Source organism: Georgenia halophila (assembly GCF_039541595.1).
This window is the reverse complement of the sequence record NZ_BAABGN010000001.1, coordinates 205,522-219,811: the sequence shown is the minus strand read 5'-3', so window position 1 is coordinate 219,811 and position 14,290 is coordinate 205,522. Positions and strand designations below refer to the sequence as shown.

General features: G+C 65.2%; 14 protein-coding genes. 5 read left to right on the top strand and 9 right to left on the bottom strand.

Features of this window, described 5'->3' with window-relative positions:
• Positions 1 to 44 precede the first annotated feature (44 nt).
• Together ABD907_RS01005 and ABD907_RS01000 are read right to left on the bottom strand one after the other, a co-directional pair.
• Complete coding sequence (locus ABD907_RS01005; protein ID WP_345214624.1) at positions 45 to 1,397, bottom strand: MFS transporter; 1,353 nt, start codon at positions 1,395 to 1,397, stop codon at positions 45 to 47.
• Entirely contained in the window at positions 1,394 to 1,852 is a 459-nt protein-coding gene (locus ABD907_RS01000) for a MarR family winged helix-turn-helix transcriptional regulator (protein ID WP_345214623.1), read from the bottom strand. Before ABD907_RS01000 ends, ABD907_RS01005 begins: the two co-directional genes overlap by 4 nt.
• Positions 1,853 to 1,985: 133 nt before the next feature.
• Between ABD907_RS01000 and ABD907_RS00995 the strand changes: the two genes are divergently transcribed.
• Positions 1,986 to 3,410 (top strand): Nramp family divalent metal transporter, encoded by a 1,425-nt coding sequence (locus ABD907_RS00995; protein WP_345214622.1) that lies wholly within the window; start codon positions 1,986 to 1,988, stop codon positions 3,408 to 3,410.
• Positions 3,411 to 3,419: 9 nt separating this feature from the next.
• On the opposite strand, the gene ABD907_RS00990 is transcribed toward ABD907_RS00995, so the two are convergent.
• The 5 genes from ABD907_RS00990 to cysD all read right to left on the bottom strand — a co-directional run bounded on the left by ABD907_RS00990 (position 3,420) and on the right by cysD (position 7,583).
• Positions 3,420 to 3,587: a hypothetical protein gene (locus tag ABD907_RS00990; RefSeq protein WP_345214621.1), complete on the bottom strand. Its 168-nt coding sequence runs from the start codon at positions 3,585 to 3,587 to the stop codon at positions 3,420 to 3,422.
• Positions 3,587 to 4,294 (bottom strand): class E sortase, encoded by a 708-nt coding sequence (locus ABD907_RS00985; RefSeq protein WP_345214620.1) that lies wholly within the window; start codon positions 4,292 to 4,294, stop codon positions 3,587 to 3,589. Before ABD907_RS00985 ends, ABD907_RS00990 begins: the two co-directional genes overlap by 1 nt.
• 379 nt (positions 4,295 to 4,673) lie before the next feature.
• Entirely contained in the window at positions 4,674 to 5,420 is a 747-nt protein-coding gene (locus ABD907_RS00980; protein WP_345214619.1) for a 3'(2'),5'-bisphosphate nucleotidase CysQ, read from the bottom strand.
• A complete protein-coding gene (locus tag ABD907_RS00975; protein WP_345214618.1) occupies positions 5,421 to 6,671 on the bottom strand; it encodes a sulfate adenylyltransferase subunit 1 in 1,251 nt (416 codons plus the stop codon).
• On the bottom strand, positions 6,672 to 7,583 hold the full coding sequence (cysD, locus tag ABD907_RS00970) for a sulfate adenylyltransferase subunit CysD (RefSeq protein WP_345214617.1): 912 nt from the start codon (positions 7,581 to 7,583) through the stop codon (positions 6,672 to 6,674). It lies immediately after the preceding gene.
• 105 nt (positions 7,584 to 7,688) lie between these two features.
• On the opposite strand from cysD, the gene cysC reads away from it, so the two are divergent.
• Complete coding sequence (cysC, locus tag ABD907_RS00965) at positions 7,689 to 8,981, top strand: adenylyl-sulfate kinase (protein ID WP_345214616.1); 1,293 nt, start codon at positions 7,689 to 7,691, stop codon at positions 8,979 to 8,981.
• Positions 8,982 to 8,988: 7 nt separating this feature from the next.
• Here the strand turns inward: cysC and ABD907_RS00960 are convergent, their stop codons facing one another.
• Positions 8,989 to 10,584: a tyrosine-protein kinase domain-containing protein gene (locus ABD907_RS00960; protein ID WP_345214615.1), complete on the bottom strand. Its 1,596-nt coding sequence runs from the start codon at positions 10,582 to 10,584 to the stop codon at positions 8,989 to 8,991.
• Positions 10,585 to 10,887: 303 nt separating this feature from the next.
• On the opposite strand from ABD907_RS00960, the gene ABD907_RS00955 reads away from it, so the two are divergent.
• Genes ABD907_RS00955 through ABD907_RS00945 form a run of 3 tightly spaced genes read left to right on the top strand, consistent with a single transcriptional unit; the run spans position 10,888 to position 13,191 of the window.
• Positions 10,888 to 11,538, top strand: a complete 651-nt coding sequence (locus tag ABD907_RS00955; RefSeq protein ID WP_345214614.1) for a hypothetical protein — start codon at positions 10,888 to 10,890, stop codon at positions 11,536 to 11,538.
• Positions 11,535 to 12,422: a sulfotransferase gene (locus tag ABD907_RS00950; RefSeq protein ID WP_345214613.1), complete on the top strand. Its 888-nt coding sequence runs from the start codon at positions 11,535 to 11,537 to the stop codon at positions 12,420 to 12,422. The genes ABD907_RS00955 and ABD907_RS00950 overlap by 4 nt, the downstream gene beginning before the upstream one ends.
• Before the next feature lie 4 nt (positions 12,423 to 12,426).
• Positions 12,427 to 13,191 (top strand): hypothetical protein, encoded by a 765-nt coding sequence (locus tag ABD907_RS00945; protein WP_345214612.1) that lies wholly within the window; start codon positions 12,427 to 12,429, stop codon positions 13,189 to 13,191.
• Here ABD907_RS00945 and ABD907_RS00940 read toward each other — a convergent pair.
• A complete protein-coding gene (locus ABD907_RS00940) occupies positions 13,186 to 14,220 on the bottom strand; it encodes a glycosyltransferase family 4 protein (RefSeq protein ID WP_345214611.1) in 1,035 nt (344 codons plus the stop codon). The genes ABD907_RS00945 and ABD907_RS00940 overlap by 6 nt on opposite strands.
• Between the last annotated feature and the right edge of the window lie 70 nt (positions 14,221 to 14,290).

Here is a 14,290-nt window from a genome sequence, read left to right as displayed (position 1 = left end):
CCTCTAAGCGGAGGCCGTCCTCCGGAACCGCTCTCGTCGGGTCCCTAGGCAGTCTCGCTCGATTGACGAGCCTCCTGCGCGCCGAGCTCGTGGCGCGTGCGCTCCCTCTCCTCCCGTTCCGCCGCCCGAGTAGACCGCTCACGAGGGCCGACCATGACCAGATGGGGACGGTGTCGCAAGGAGTACTGGAAGTGGACGTGCCACGATCGCTTGACCCATAGTCCGGCGATCACGGCGATGAGGACCGAGGCGATCCCGCCGACGCCGACCGACCAGCGTGGTCCGAACTCCTCGGCGATCCACCCGACGATCGGGGCGCCGATCGGTGTGGTGCCCAGGAAGACCATCATGTAGAGGCTCATCACCCGCCCGCGCATCTCGGGCTCGGTGGACATCTGCACCGTGCTGTTGGCCGTCGTCATCATGGTGAGCGAGAAGAAGCCGACCGGTACGCACATGACGGCGTAGAGCTCGTACGTCGGCATGACGGCCTGCACACACATCGAGGCGCCGAACGCGATCGCGGCGAGAATGACGAGCCGAACCCGCGGATGCCTGCGCCGTGCCGCCAGCAGAGCACCCCCGAGCGAACCGATGGCCAGGATCGAACCGAGAACTCCGTAGTCCGCCGGTCCCACACCGAACTCCTCGCGGGCCATGACGGCGCTGGTCATCTGGAAGTTCAGGCCAAAGGCTCCGACGACACCGACAACCACCAGGATCGTCGAGATGTCGCCGCGGCGGCGGACGTACGCGACGCCGGCACGGAGCTGGCCCTTGCCTCTGCTGCTGTGCGGCATCCCGAGCAGCTCGGGCTTTCGCATGGCGGCCAGAGCCAGGATCGTCGCGGCGAACGTGAACGCGTTGACGACGAACACCCAGCCAGATCCGACGGCAGCGATCAGGAACCCGGCCACGCCGGGGCCGAGGAGGCGTGCGGCGTTGAAGGACGCCGAGTTCAACCCCACCGCGTTCGGCAGATCGGGGCCGGGAACCAGCTCGGCGACGAACGTCTGACGCACGGGCGCGTCGAGTGCGGAGAAGACCCCGAGGAGCAGCGCAAAGCCATAGACGTGCCAGAGCTCCGCGTGGCCGGTGAGCACGAGGAGGCCGAGGCCCGCTGCGAGGAGTCCCATCCCGCCCTGCGTGGCCATCAGCAGCTTGCGCCGAGGCAGGCGGTCGGCCAGCAGACCGGCGTAGGGGCTGAGGAGGAGGATGGGCAGGAACTGCAGCCCGGTGACGATGCCGATGGCCAGCCCGGAGTCGTCGGTGAGCACCGTCAGCACGAGCCAGTCCTGGGCGACGCGCTGCATCCAGGTGCCGACGTTGGCGACGAGGGCACCGGCGAACCACAGGCGGTAGTTGAAGTAGCGCAGCGAGTAGAACGTCCGGCTCACTGCTCCACCATCCGTCGCAAGATGGCGGCCGCCTCGGCAACCACCTGACGTTCCGCCGCCGTGAGTTTGGCGAGCCGCTTGTCCAGCCAGGCGTTGCGGCGTCGCTTGATCTCCTTGACGAGTGCCCGACCCTCCGCGGTGACGTCCACGACGACGCTGCGCTTGTCCACCGGATCGGTCTCGCGGGTCACCAGACCGCGCTCCTCCAGCGAGGCGACGGTGCGGGTCATCGAGGGGCGCTGGACATGGTCGTGCTCGGCGAGCTTTCCCGGCGTCATGGGCCCGAGGTGGAACAGCGCCGACAGCACCGAGTGCTGGGCCTCGCTCACCTCGAGCGTGGATTCGTTCCGCAAGCGCCTGGACAGGCGGAGGACCGCCACCCGGAGGTTCGTCGCCAGATCCGGCCTTCGCTCGGGACCGCGCTGCGGAGTCGAAGTCGGGGTCGATTCAGCCATCGGCCATTACCTTATCTCATTACCTACACTAATTACCACGGGTAACCGTTGTGGTGGCGCCCACGCCGCGACAACCACGGCGCGTGGAACTAGGTTCGACGGGCGACTCGATCCGCGCAATCGTTGGGGACGGATGACCGAGCAAGCTGACCGGCAGCCCGAGCGCACGGTCGTCAGCGGCGATCCTTACCACCTCGATCCCGCGGGGACCCGGGAACCCCCGACCACGTGGCGGGGCTCGGTCCGGTTCTTCGGACCCGGCCTGATCGTCTCGGCGTCCATCGTCGGCGCCGGTGAGCTGATCACCGCGACCGCCCTGGGGGCGCAGGCGGGTTTCGTCCTGCTGTGGCTGGTGGTCTTCTCGACCCTGGTCAAGGTTGCCGTCCAGGTGGAGATGGCGCGGTACTCCATCGCCACGGGCCTGGGTGCGATGGAGGGCTACACACGGGTTCCGCCGCGCTTTCGCAACATCAGCTGGGTCTTCATCCTCTGGGCTCTCCTGGCGTTGTCCAAGCTCGTCCAGACGGGCGGCCTCATCGGCGGCATGGCGGCCGCGTTGAGTCTCCTGTTCCCCATCGGCTCCGCGCCGCTGGAGACCACGTCGTTGACCATCTGGGCGATCGTCGTCACGGTCGTCGCGGTGGTGAGCCTCTATGCCAACAAGTACGGGCTCATCGAGAAGGTCGCGGTGTTCCTGACGTTGCTGTTCGTGGTGGTGACCCTGGTGATCACCTTGGGGCTCCCAGCGACCGATTTCGCCTACAGCGGCGGGGACCTCGCCTCCGGCCTGTCCATGTCGCTGCCAGCCGGCGCCATCGGTGTCGCGCTCGCGATGTTCGGGCTGACCGGTGTGGCCTCGGAAGAGATCACGGCGTACACGTACTGGTGCCTCGAGAAGGGGTATGCGCGCTGGTCGGGCCCGAACGATGGCTCACCGGAGTACCGGCGCCGGGCGCGCGGGTGGATCGCAGTGATGCAGCGCGACGCCGTCGTCTCGTGGGGCATCTATACGGTGAGCACGATGGCGTTCTACATCATGGGCGCCGCGGTCCTGAACCCTCAGGGGTTGTCGCCGGCCGGGAACGACATGATCAGGATCCTGTCCCAGACGTACTCATCGGTGCTCGGTGACTGGGGCCGTATCGTCTACCTCCTGGGCGCGGTCGCCGCGCTCGGCTCGACGATATGGGCGGCGATCCCGTCGTGGTCGCGTTCATGGGCGAACGCCATGAGCATCCTCGGGATGTTCGACTGGACGGACGCCCGGCGGCGGAACCGGTGGATGCGGGTCTTCATCGTCGCGCTACCGGTGATCTGGCTGCTGACCTATATGTGGATCGCGGCGCCCTTTGTCATGATTCTCATCGGAGGTGTCGCCGGCGGGATCTTCCTGGCGGCCGTCGCCGTGGCGGCCTGGTACCTGCGGTTCCGCTATGTCGATCCTGAGCTCCGTGGAGGACGGTTCTCGACGGCGGCGCTCACGGTCAGTGCCGTGGCGATCCTTCTGCTCGGGGTCTATACCGCGTTGAGCTCGGCCGGGCTGATGGAAGTCGGCTGACTGCTGGCCCTATCCGCCCTCGCCCACGACGGTGCTGTCCAGAAGGTTCAGCTGCTCGGCGGCCCATGGATACACCCAGGTGAACAGCGCCGCGACGATCACAGCGAGCAGCACGAGAGCTTCGATCGCCTTGAACCATGAGGGTCCTGGCAACAGACGCCAGATCATTGCGTACATCAGACATTCTCCCTGAGTTCCTCGGGCATGTCATCGGCCGGGCTGGGCGCGTACCACTCGACGAACTCACCGTGAACGATGTACCGCTCGCGGGTGCTCCAGAGCGGGTGGCACGTGGTGAGGGTGATGACTCGTTCGGTGGCTTCCGCCCCGGCGTTGCCGGGCACGGGTGCGACCACGTCCGTCTGGTCCGGTGTGACGACGTAGCTCTCGCTCACTTCGTAGACCAGCCAGGCCTTCGGGGTCCACACGACGATCTGGTCACCGTTCTGGAGCTGGTCGATCTTGTGGAAGGCGGCACCGTATGTCTGCCGGTGTGCGGCGAGCGCGAAGTTGCCGACCTCCCCGGGCATCGACGTACTCGGGTAGTGCCCGGCGGCGCCGGTGTTCAGGACATCGTGGAGGCCGACGCCCTCGGCGATCGGCAGCTCGTGGTCCTCTCCCCATCTGGGGACATGAAGGATCCCGAAGTCGGTCCCTTCCGCAGGGGCGTCGATGACGGGTGGAGCGCCCGTCTGCGGCCCCGTCGGCTGCTCACCAGTCGCGGCGGGCGGCTCATACGACTCGTGCATCCGTTCAACCGCATCCTGCGCCGCCCGCGAGCTCTGGACATCCGTCCAGAAGACCTGCCAGACGACGAACAGTCCGAGCAGGACACCCGCGGTCACCATGACCTCGCCGAGCAGCCCGACGGTCCAGGCGATCAAGCCGCGGCGCGGCCGCGGCCGCGATGGACGTCGGTGCGCGCCACGTCCAGAGGTACTCGTCACGACTTCGCCGCTTCCGCCACTGTCAACTGAACAGCGCGTACAGGAGGACTGCCGTAGCGATCACCATCACGCCGAGCGCGACGTACTCGACACGTCGCCAGAATCGCACGCGCTCGCTGTAGGACCTCCGCTTACGTGGCATGTGCACATCTTCCCAGAACAAGACAGGGGCTGGCTTGATTCCAGCTCCGTTGTCTACTTTGCAGTTTGGGCGGCATAGCGCCAATACGTCGTCTCACCCCACCTCGACAGCGGCGAACTGGGAACTCGACCGAGAATTTCCGCCGTCGACACCAAATGGAAACCTGCACCGCCGTCAGATCGACGCGAGAACCCGGAGCAGCTTGTCGGCCAGCCGCGGTCCGCAGACCAGTAGATCCGGCAGGTATGGGTCCTTGCGGTTGTATTCCAACGACGAGCCGTCGATCCGACTCGTGTGGAGCCCTGCCGCCGCAGCGACGGCGACGGGTGCTGCAGAGTCCCATTCATACTGACCGCCGGAGTGAATGTACGCATCGACCTCACCCCTAACCACTGCACTGACCTTGTACCCGGCCGACCCCATGGGGACAAGCTCTGCTCCGATACGCTCGGCAACGGTCAGGACCAGATCGGACGCGCGACTGCGGGAGACTGCTAGCCGGACGGGCTCGGCGGGTGCGCCGAGACCCGAGAAGGGACCCGCGGTACTCAGCGTGGCGTTCAGCCCAGGCAGTGCGACGGCGCCGGCCGTGAGCGCACCACACTCCCAGAGTGCGACATGAACGGCCCAGTCGTGCCGATCTTCGGAGTACTCGCGAGTGCCGTCAAGCGGGTCGATGATCCATACGCGCTCTCGACTAAGGCGGACCGGGTCGTCAGCAGCCTCTTCGGACAGCACGGCGTCGTCCGGGCGCTCCGCGGCCAGCCGTGCGGCGATGTGCTCCTGTGCGGTCGCATCCCCCATCTTCGCCAGGGCCTTGCCGCCCGCGGTACCGGAGGCCACGACCTCACTGCGAGTGTTCAGCAGAACCTGACCGGCTGACGTCGCGAGGTCGGCCGCGAAGGAGTGGTCGTCGGGCACTTAGTCTGCCCCGAGGATCGTACCGGCACCAACGGTGTTGCCGGTCGTCTCGTCGACGAGGATGAAGGAACCGGTAGTGCGGTTGTCCTCGTAACTGTCGCAGAGAAGCGGCGCGGTGACGCGCAGCTGCACGCGACCGATCTCGTTGAGACCGAGCTCGGTGGCCTCTTGGTCCCGGTGGAGGCTGTTGATATCCAGCCGGTACTGGATGTCCTTGACCAAGGCGCGCACATTGCGCGTGGTGTGCTTGATGGCGAGCTTCTGCCGCGTCTTGAGCGGCGCAGTGGTCATCCAGAAGACCATCGCGTCGATGTTCTGCGCGGGTGTCGGTGCGTTGCGGGGCCGGCAGATCATGTCGCCGCGCGAGACGTCGATGTCGTCCTCGAGCCGGACGGTCACCGACATCGGAGGGAAGGCCTCGTCCACCTCGCGGTCGAACACGTCGATGCCGGCCACCTTGCTGGTCAGGCCGCTCGGCAGGACCATCACCTCGTCGCCGGGCTTGAGGATGCCGCCGGCGAGCTGACCGGCGTAACCCCGGTAGTCGTGGTGCTCCTCGGACTTCGGGCGGATGACGTACTGCACAGGAAGACGTGCGTCGATGAGGTCGCGGTCCGAGGCCACGTGAACGTTCTCGAGGTGGTGCATGAGAGACGAGCCGTCGTACCAGGGCATGTTGGCCGATCGGTTCACGACGTTGTCACCGTTGAGGGCGGAGATCGGGATGACCTCGAGATCCGGGATACTCAGCTTCGTCGAGAACGCGGTGAACTCGTCGTAGATGTCCTGGTAGACCTTCTCGTCGTAGTTCACGAGGTCCATCTTGTTGACCGCAAGCACGAGGTGCGGCACCCGCAGAAGTGAGAGCAGCACGGCGTGACGCCGGGACTGCTCGGTCAGGCCGGCGCGGGCGTCGACAAGAACGAGGCCGAGGTCTGCCGTCGAGGCACCGGTGACCATGTTGCGGGTGTACTGCACGTGGCCGGGGGTGTCCGCGATGATGAACTTGCGCTTCGGTGTCGCGAAGTAGCGGTAGGCGACGTCGATCGTGATGCCCTGCTCGCGCTCGGAGCGAAGGCCGTCGGTGAGCAGCGCGAGGTCGGTGTAGTCGTAGCCCTTCGACTGCGAGGTGGCCTCGACCGAGGCCATCTGGTCCTCGAAGATCGACTTGGAGTCGAGCAGCAGGCGGCCGATGAGGGTCGACTTGCCGTCATCCACCGAGCCGGCGGTGGCGAACCTGAGCAGATCCATCTAGAAATAACCCTCTCGCTTGCGGTCTTCCATCGCCGCTTCGGAGAAGCGGTCGTCACCTCGGGTGGCGCCGCGCTCGGTGACCTTGGCCACCGCGATCTCCTCGATGATCTCCGGAACCGTCGATGCCGTGGACTCGAGGCATCCGGTGAGGGTGAGGTCTCCTACCGTCCGGAAGCGGACCGTACGCTCCTCGACCACCTCGCCGTCGCGAAGGGGGTTGTACTCGCTCGCGGTAAGCAGCATGCCGTCCCGCTGGAAGACGCGGCGCTGGTGCGCGAAGTAGATCGACGGGATCTCGACGCCCTCGCGGCCGATGTAGTCCCAGATGTCCAGCTCTGTCCAGTTGGACAGCGGGAACACCCGCATGTGCTCGCCCTCGTGGAGCTTGCCGTTGTAGAGCGACCAGAGCTCGGGCCGCTGGTTCTTCGGGTCCCACTGACCGAACTCGTCGCGGTGCGAGTAGACGCGCTCCTTGGCGCGTGCCTTCTCCTCGTCGCGGCGACCGCCGCCGAACGCGGCCGTGAAGCCGTTCTGCTCGATGATGTTGAGCAGAGTGCCGATCTGGAGCCGGTTGCGGCTGGTCCTGCCGTCGTCGACGACGATGCCGTCCCTGATGGCCTCCTCGACAGAAGCCACGATCAGCCGCAGGCCGAGCCGGTCGACCCAGTTGGTGCGTGTCTCGAGGACCTCCGGGAAGTCGTAACCCGTGTCGACCTGCAGGACAGGGAACGGGATCCGGGCCGGGTAGAACGCCTTCTCCGCCAGGCGGAGCATGACGATGGAGTCCTTGCCGCCGGAGAACATGAGGACCGGCTTCTCGAACTCAGCCGCCACCTCACGGAAGATGTGAATCGATTCCGACTCCAGCTCGTCCAGCTGGCTCAGCCGGTAGTCAGCATGCGTGCGCATCAAGTACGTTGCCTCTCATCAGTTGCCGCAGCCACAGTAGCGGCCGATCGGCCTCCAGGCCGACATGCTCGCACGCACGACATCGGCTCAAAACCTGCTGGCACAATGGCCGGCGTGGCCGATTCTTGGAGCGCCGTGCCCAAATACACACCGACAGCACGCGAGCTCGATGACTTGGAACTGATGCGCCTCGGTGCGCTCGGTCCGGAGCCACGATTCGCCGGCCCCGAGACCGGTCCGATGCTCGTCGTCCCCCAGCCGGTCGCCGACAACGCCACGGGGCGGCTCCAACTCGTGGATCCCGAGGGCACGACATTGGCCTCCGTCACAATCACGGCGACCTATGCGCACGAGGGCGGCACGGGAGTGGTCGGGGACGTCCAGCACACCGGCGAAGCCGCCAGCCGCCCTTTTCACCATCTTTACGTCCCCGCGATGCAGGCCCGCGAGCAGTACGGACCGTCCACTGTGGTCGTGCCGGTCGACTCCGCCCCGTCCGAGGACGACATCATTGCGGCCGGCCGGGCAGCAAACGGGGGCCGGATACTCTTTCTCTGCCTCACGGGGCACGGAACGCCGCAGAATCTCTCGGCGGCCGGTCTGGTTAGAGCTACCCGGGCTGCCGCGGAACCAGTCGAGGACGCGGTCGTCTTGGCGGCACCTCTCGCCCGTCACGACAACGGCAGCATGGACGCCGCACTGCTCGACCGCCTGCTCGAGTCCTACGCGCCTGGAGCCGATGTCGTCGTCCCGACGAGTGGGGGCCCGCTGCCGGCGAATGTGCGCGGGATCGTCGCAGCCGAGAACCCGCAAGGGTTGGACCGAGGCGCGGTCGTGTTCTTCACCGGCCTGTCTGGGAGCGGCAAATCCACGCTCGCCACTGCGTTGGTGAACCACGTCGCGGAGACCGGCGAACGTCGAATCACCTCCCTCGACGGTGACGTCGTGCGCCGCAACCTCTCCAAGGGCCTCACCTTCTCGACAGAGGACCGCGAGACGAACATCCGCCGTATCGGCTGGGTCGCCGCAGAGATAGCTCGCCACGGCGGCATGGCAGTGTGCAGCCCGATTGCGCCATTCGACTCAACGCGTCGCGAGGTACGCCGGATGGTCGAGGCCGGCAACGCGACTTTCGTCCTCGTCCATGTCTCCACGCCGCTCGAGGAGTGTGAGCGTCGAGACCGCAAGGGGTTGTACGCACGGGCACGCAGGGGCGAGATCTCCGACTTCACCGGCATTTCCTCACCCTACGAGGTGCCCGTGGATTCGGATGTCGTCGTGAACACCACCGACCTAGACGTCACGTCGGCTCTCGAGCATGTGCTCGACGCACTTAAAGACCGGCAGGTCGTCTCCGCGTTCCCAGCGGCGACGCAGACACCCGGTCCTAGAGGCTGAGCGAAGCTCAGCCTCCTCGTCGCTCCCCGGACAACGGACGCCCCGGCCAGGTGGTTCGCGATGACTCCGAGGAGGTAGCGGCCCCACGGCCCGAAACTGGTTGGGCATTCGGAACTTCCTGGGTGCGTGATCCATCGGCTTGGGCCTTCGCCCGCGTCGAACCCTGGCTGCTGAGCGTTCGCTTGGCCCGTCGCTGGACCTCACGCGGCTCGGACGGGGCCGGACCGGGACGGCTGCGGCCGCCGCCGTCATCGTCGGAACCGTACGTGCCGTAGTAGTAGCGCTGACGCAAGCGGCTCTGCTGAACCTTGTTCAACGCGACACCTATGACGCGCGCCCCGACCGCTTCCAACATGGACAGCGACTCACGCAGCTGTGCCCGGTGGATCCGGTCGGCCCCCGCCACGACGAGCGTCCCCGCGGCTCTTCGCGACAGGACTGCCGCATCCGTGACCGGCAGAAGGGGCGGACTGTCGTAGAGGACCACGTCGTACATCGCCGACGCCCGTTCCATGAACTCCGCCATCGTCGCGGAGCCCAGCAGCTCGCTCGGGTTGGGAGGGGTTGGTCCCGCGGGGACGATCCACAGCGAGGACTGCCGCCAGGGCTGGACGACATCCTCCAGCTCGGCGCGTCCGATCAGGACGGTGGTCAGACCGGCGCCACCCTCCAAGCCGGTGTACTCGGCGAGAGACGGACGCCTCAGGTCGCCGTCGACGAGCAGCACGCGAGCACCGGCGTCCGCTAGTGCTACCGCCAGGTTTACCGAGGTGATCGACTTGCCCTCGCCCGGCACGGACGAAGTGACGACCACCGAGATGGAACTCCGGTCGACGTTGTAGAACTGCAGGTTCGTTCGTAGCCGGCGGACGGCTTCGGCACGTACCCCCATGGGGTCGCTGTCCATAAAGATGTGCTGCGTCGCCTTGTCGGGCTCGAACGAAACCACGCCCACGACCGGGGAGTCCGTGACATCCGCCACGTCCTCCTGGTCGCGCACCTTAGTGTCCAGCATGTGGCGAAGTACGGCTGCAGCGACGCCGAGCACCACGCCGATGACCAGACCTAGGGCAAGGTTGAGCACGACGTTTGGTGACGACGGCGACGACGGCGCCACGGCAGGCGAGACGATCGTGGCCGAGACAGGCTCCATGCCGTCTGCCTGACTCGGCGAGAGCTCCGAGGCCGCCCTGGAGAGTTCGGCGGCAACGGCGTTCGCCAGTGTCGCTGCTTGGTGTGCGTCCTGGTCCGAGGACGTGATCGTCAAGATCGTTGTTCCCGGCGGTACGTCCACGGTGAGTCGCTCGGCCAACTGCCCCGGCGTGGCATCGAGGCCCATCTCCTCGATAACCGGCTCCAGAACGAACGGCGACGTCGCGACCTCTGCGTACGAACTCAGCTGCGCCTGTGTAAACGTGCTCCCCTGCTGCAGCTCCGCAATCGAGTGCTCGCCCTGGATCGAGAAGTACATCCGAGTCTCGGCCGTGTAGCTCGGAGTCATAAGCAACGTCACGAGAGCTGTGGCGGCAATCGTTGACACTGCCACAAGGGATGCAAGCAGCCACCGACTCCGCAGGACAGTCACGTAGTCACGAAGCTCCATGCACCCTCCCACAATCCGCCGGTATCGGCTCCGGTAGTCTCGCACACCGTTCGTACACGTTTAGGATTACCACGTGCGCACAGGCGGTCACCTCCTGGCTCCAGGTGCCCACGCGATGCAGGGCAATGCGATGCGTTCCGGGCTGCCGCATAAGAACGACCTCGGTGCTGGACCATATACTTGGCCGAGATCTGGCGCGAGCAGGAGCGACCGCAAACTGTCGCGCGACGCCGGAGAGCCCGGCGAATGCCAGTGCCGCAGCCGCTGCCGACACGCATAGTCAACCCGGAGACGGAGCCACCCGTGGCACAACCGCTCGCCATCACTGCCGGGGCTCGACGCGCCTTCAAGGGGCGCGATGCGCTTGACGCCGTCGCGCGGGTCCTTCATGCGTGCGGCTTGGCAATTCTATGTGTAACGCTGCTCATCGGTCTGCTGCTGCAAGCCGGCGATGCCTTAGCTCTCACCCAACGCACATACATCGTCGCGAACGCAGCCCTTTACGCCTACGTCATCCTCCACTCCCGAAGAGGTGGCGTCTCTCTGCTAGTGAGTTTCTTTTTTCTCTTCTTCATCGCACTCCCGACGTACGTACAAATATCAATCTCAACCTTACCGTACTACTCAATTTATACCGCTCGCCCGCTGGTGCAGGGTTACGTCATCTTGTGCATCGCCCAGCTTTCGTACGCGGTCGGCGAAATCTTCGTCGATTCTCGGTCCCGACGCAACGGCACAGCGACTTCGGCCACAATGCGCGGCAAATTTCACTGGAAGGGGCTCTGGCAAACCGCAGTTTCCGACAAGAGACCGTATGGACAAATCTCCGGGTGGATACATGATCATCTTTCGCGGAACCTTGAACGGAACCGCCCCGATGCCTTTTTGGTTTCTGCCCTTTGTAGCACTCACGGTGTGGCACAACAGAACCAGGTCAGGAGTACTCGGTCTTGACACTCGACTTCATCATCCTCGGCGCTCAGAAGGCCGCGACGACAAGCGTCCAAGATGGCCTACGGAAGGTTCCGGGCGTCTACATGCCCGCACGAGAGAGCCCGTTCTTCGAAGACCCGGAGTTCGAGCAGAGGCCATGGCTCGCCATGGGCAGCCCTTCGACGGTTAACGGGATCAAGCGACCAGACATCCTGTGCCGGCAGGACATACTCGCTCGAGTGTCGAAGGCGCTCCCAGAAGCCCGCTTCATCGTCGTGCTAAGGGAGCCCATTAGTCGTGCGGTGTCTGCTCACTATCACCTCGTCCGCCATGCGCGGCTACCGTATCGTACGCTGAACGGCGGCATGCGGGTAGCCGTGGACAGGTTTCATGGCGGGGAGGTTTCCACGCTCACGTCCGTTATTCAGTTCGGGCTCTACGGTCGTTTCCTTCGCCAATGGTTCGACCATTTCCCACGTGAACGGTTCTTGTTGCTCTCGCAGCGCGCGGTCCTTGATGACTTCGAGGGGGTAATCAGCGCATGTTGCCGTCATCTTCGGGTGCCGATCCCCAAGGTGTTGCCGGCTGCGGGGCAGCCAAAGAATGTCGGGATGTACGACGAGCGTTTGTTGCGCCTCCACCAGTTGGGTCATCGCCTCAAGACACGGGACCTTGGTTGGGGAGATCGGCGGAAAGTCAGCGCGAACCCCGCTGCCCGGGTTGCCGGTCATGCACTGACGAAGCTCGCTGTTCGTGCGTCTAGTCCGGGCACACGACCGGCCGCTCTTGAACGGGACGTGCGCAAGGCTCTGGAGGAGATCTACTCACCCGACCTTGAGGCGTTGAGCGGGTTGGTCGGCGGCAATGCGATCGACTGGACCTACGACTCGAGCACACGGAGCTGAGGCGATGGACGCTAAACCACTCGTGCGACCGGCCTATGCGACTGGTAGGCGTCTGGCTCTAACCGCGGTGCACCGTTTTCGTTCTTCACTCAACCACGATCCCCGGCTTGCACATCAGGGCATTCAACGCGCTGGCACGAACTACCTGTGTGCTTTGCTCGTCGAGGCCGGCTACTTCGTCGAGAACGCGGTTGACCCGCGACGGGACGATCCCCGGCACAAGCACTTCCGATGGCAGGACGATAAATCCACCATCGTCATGGACCGCGCGTTTCTGAACGACGAACGCGCCCAGACCATCGAGCAGGTCAACAGCGCCGCGAACTTCCTGCCCGGGATCCGGCACGTCGTGATCTTCAAGCACCCGGACAACTGGCTCCCGAGCATCCATCGCTGGGCGAGAAGGAATCGGTGGATCGAACCAAGGGCGACATTCGGTGACAATCGCGACGCGCTGCGCGTATGGCTGCGCGAGTGGGATGCGTATTACGGCAAATGGTTCGACCTCGCTACGACATCCCCTGGCAAGGTCCTGGTCACGTCCTACGAAGACCTCAGCGAAAGTCCGGTGGACACGCTCGCTCGGGTGCGCCGGTTCATGGGGGACGAGCGGCCTCTGACTTTGCGGTCAGGTGGGCGACTCGCAAAGGTTCCCCACTCGAGCGCCGTTGACCGATCCGGACGTACTGATCCGGCACCGTGGCTGTCGGAACTCATCGATGAGACGGTTGGGTGTCGTTGGAGGGCTTACACCAGTACCGCGCTATAGCGACTCGATGACGTTGAGGTGCTGCTGCACCCACCAGCCCTGCTCGTGGTGCTTGAGCCATGTCCGGCGCGGTTCAATGTTCTGCAGCCAAGAGGCGCGGAACGTTCTTGCCCACTCGTCCATGTCGTCTGCGTTCGCGACCACAGCACCGCCAGACGCACGGACAATCTCCTCCGCGCCTGACCGCGCGTGGGTCACGACGGGCACACCGTAAGAAGCGGCTTCCACGATGACTGTCGGCATGCCCTCACCGCGACCGGTCGACGTGAACATGAGGAGGTCCGCAGCGTGGAAGAGTGGTGAGATGTCGGTGATGTGCCCGGTCACCGTCACGTTCTGCAATGTCTGCGCGGCGGAGCGGATGGCACCACTCTCACGACCGGTGCCGGCGATGACCACATGGTCTCCGTGGTGACGCCTGGCGTACGAGATGGCCAGTTCCGGTCTCTTGCTTCGATCGAGGCGACCGACCCACAGCATCACGTGTCGGTCGTCGTGAACGCCCAGCTGCGCCCGCGCTGCTTGCCGTTCTCCTGTGCTCGGCGGCCGGTGCTGGCGCGCGTCGACGGCATTCTCGATCACGAGGATGCGCGATCGAGGCACGAGGCCCTCGATCGAGGAAGCCACGGGCTCGGACACGCAGATGACGGTCGAGACGTGACGAGCTGCCAGTTTGTAAGCAGGTCGCAGCGGCGAGCGGGACGCAAGCACTCCGTGTTCCGTCCAGATCACCGGCGCAATCTGAGCGAGCGACCGCGAGAAACCGATCTGCTCGCGTTTGAACTGCATGTGTATCCAGTCGGGTGAGAGGTCCTCGACCAGGGCGCGTACCCGCCGTGCTTCACCGTGAACTTTGAGCAGACCGGGCGCGATCGTCCGCCGTGACCACTTCGGACTTAGGGGGACTTCACGATGAACATGCCCCTGCCCTTCGCACCATCCTGGGAGGTTGCCCAGGACCTCTGCCTGCTTCCCATGGCGTCGAAGCTGTCCGTACAGGCGTGCCATGTACCCCTCCGCGCCGCCCATCTTGTTGGACTCGACGATGATTAAGCCGCTCTCTCGGCGAGATTCCGCTGATGAGGTGCTGAAGCGGCTT

What these genes read in the sequence shown, in the direction of transcription:
- ABD907_RS01000 (WP_345214623.1), bottom strand. Translation starts at nt 1,852, where the DNA reads ATGGCTGAATCGACCCCGACTTCGACTCCGCAGCGCGGTCCCGAGCGA.
- ABD907_RS00995 (WP_345214622.1), top strand. Translation starts at nt 1,986, where the DNA reads ATGACCGAGCAAGCTGACCGGCAGCCCGAGCGCACGGTCGTCAGCGGC.
- ABD907_RS00990 (WP_345214621.1), bottom strand. Translation starts at nt 3,587, where the DNA reads ATGTACGCAATGATCTGGCGTCTGTTGCCAGGACCCTCATGGTTCAAG.
- ABD907_RS00975 (WP_345214618.1), bottom strand. Translation starts at nt 6,671, where the DNA reads ATGGATCTGCTCAGGTTCGCCACCGCCGGCTCGGTGGATGACGGCAAG.
- cysD (WP_345214617.1), bottom strand. Translation starts at nt 7,583, where the DNA reads ATGCGCACGCATGCTGACTACCGGCTGAGCCAGCTGGACGAGCTGGAG.
- cysC (WP_345214616.1), top strand. Translation starts at nt 7,689, where the DNA reads ATGGCCGGCGTGGCCGATTCTTGGAGCGCCGTGCCCAAATACACACCG.
- ABD907_RS00960 (WP_345214615.1), bottom strand. Translation starts at nt 10,584, where the DNA reads ATGGAGCTTCGTGACTACGTGACTGTCCTGCGGAGTCGGTGGCTGCTT.
- ABD907_RS00945 (WP_345214612.1), top strand. Translation starts at nt 12,427, where the DNA reads ATGGACGCTAAACCACTCGTGCGACCGGCCTATGCGACTGGTAGGCGT.
- ABD907_RS00940 (WP_345214611.1), bottom strand. Translation starts at nt 14,220, where the DNA reads ATGGGCGGCGCGGAGGGGTACATGGCACGCCTGTACGGACAGCTTCGA.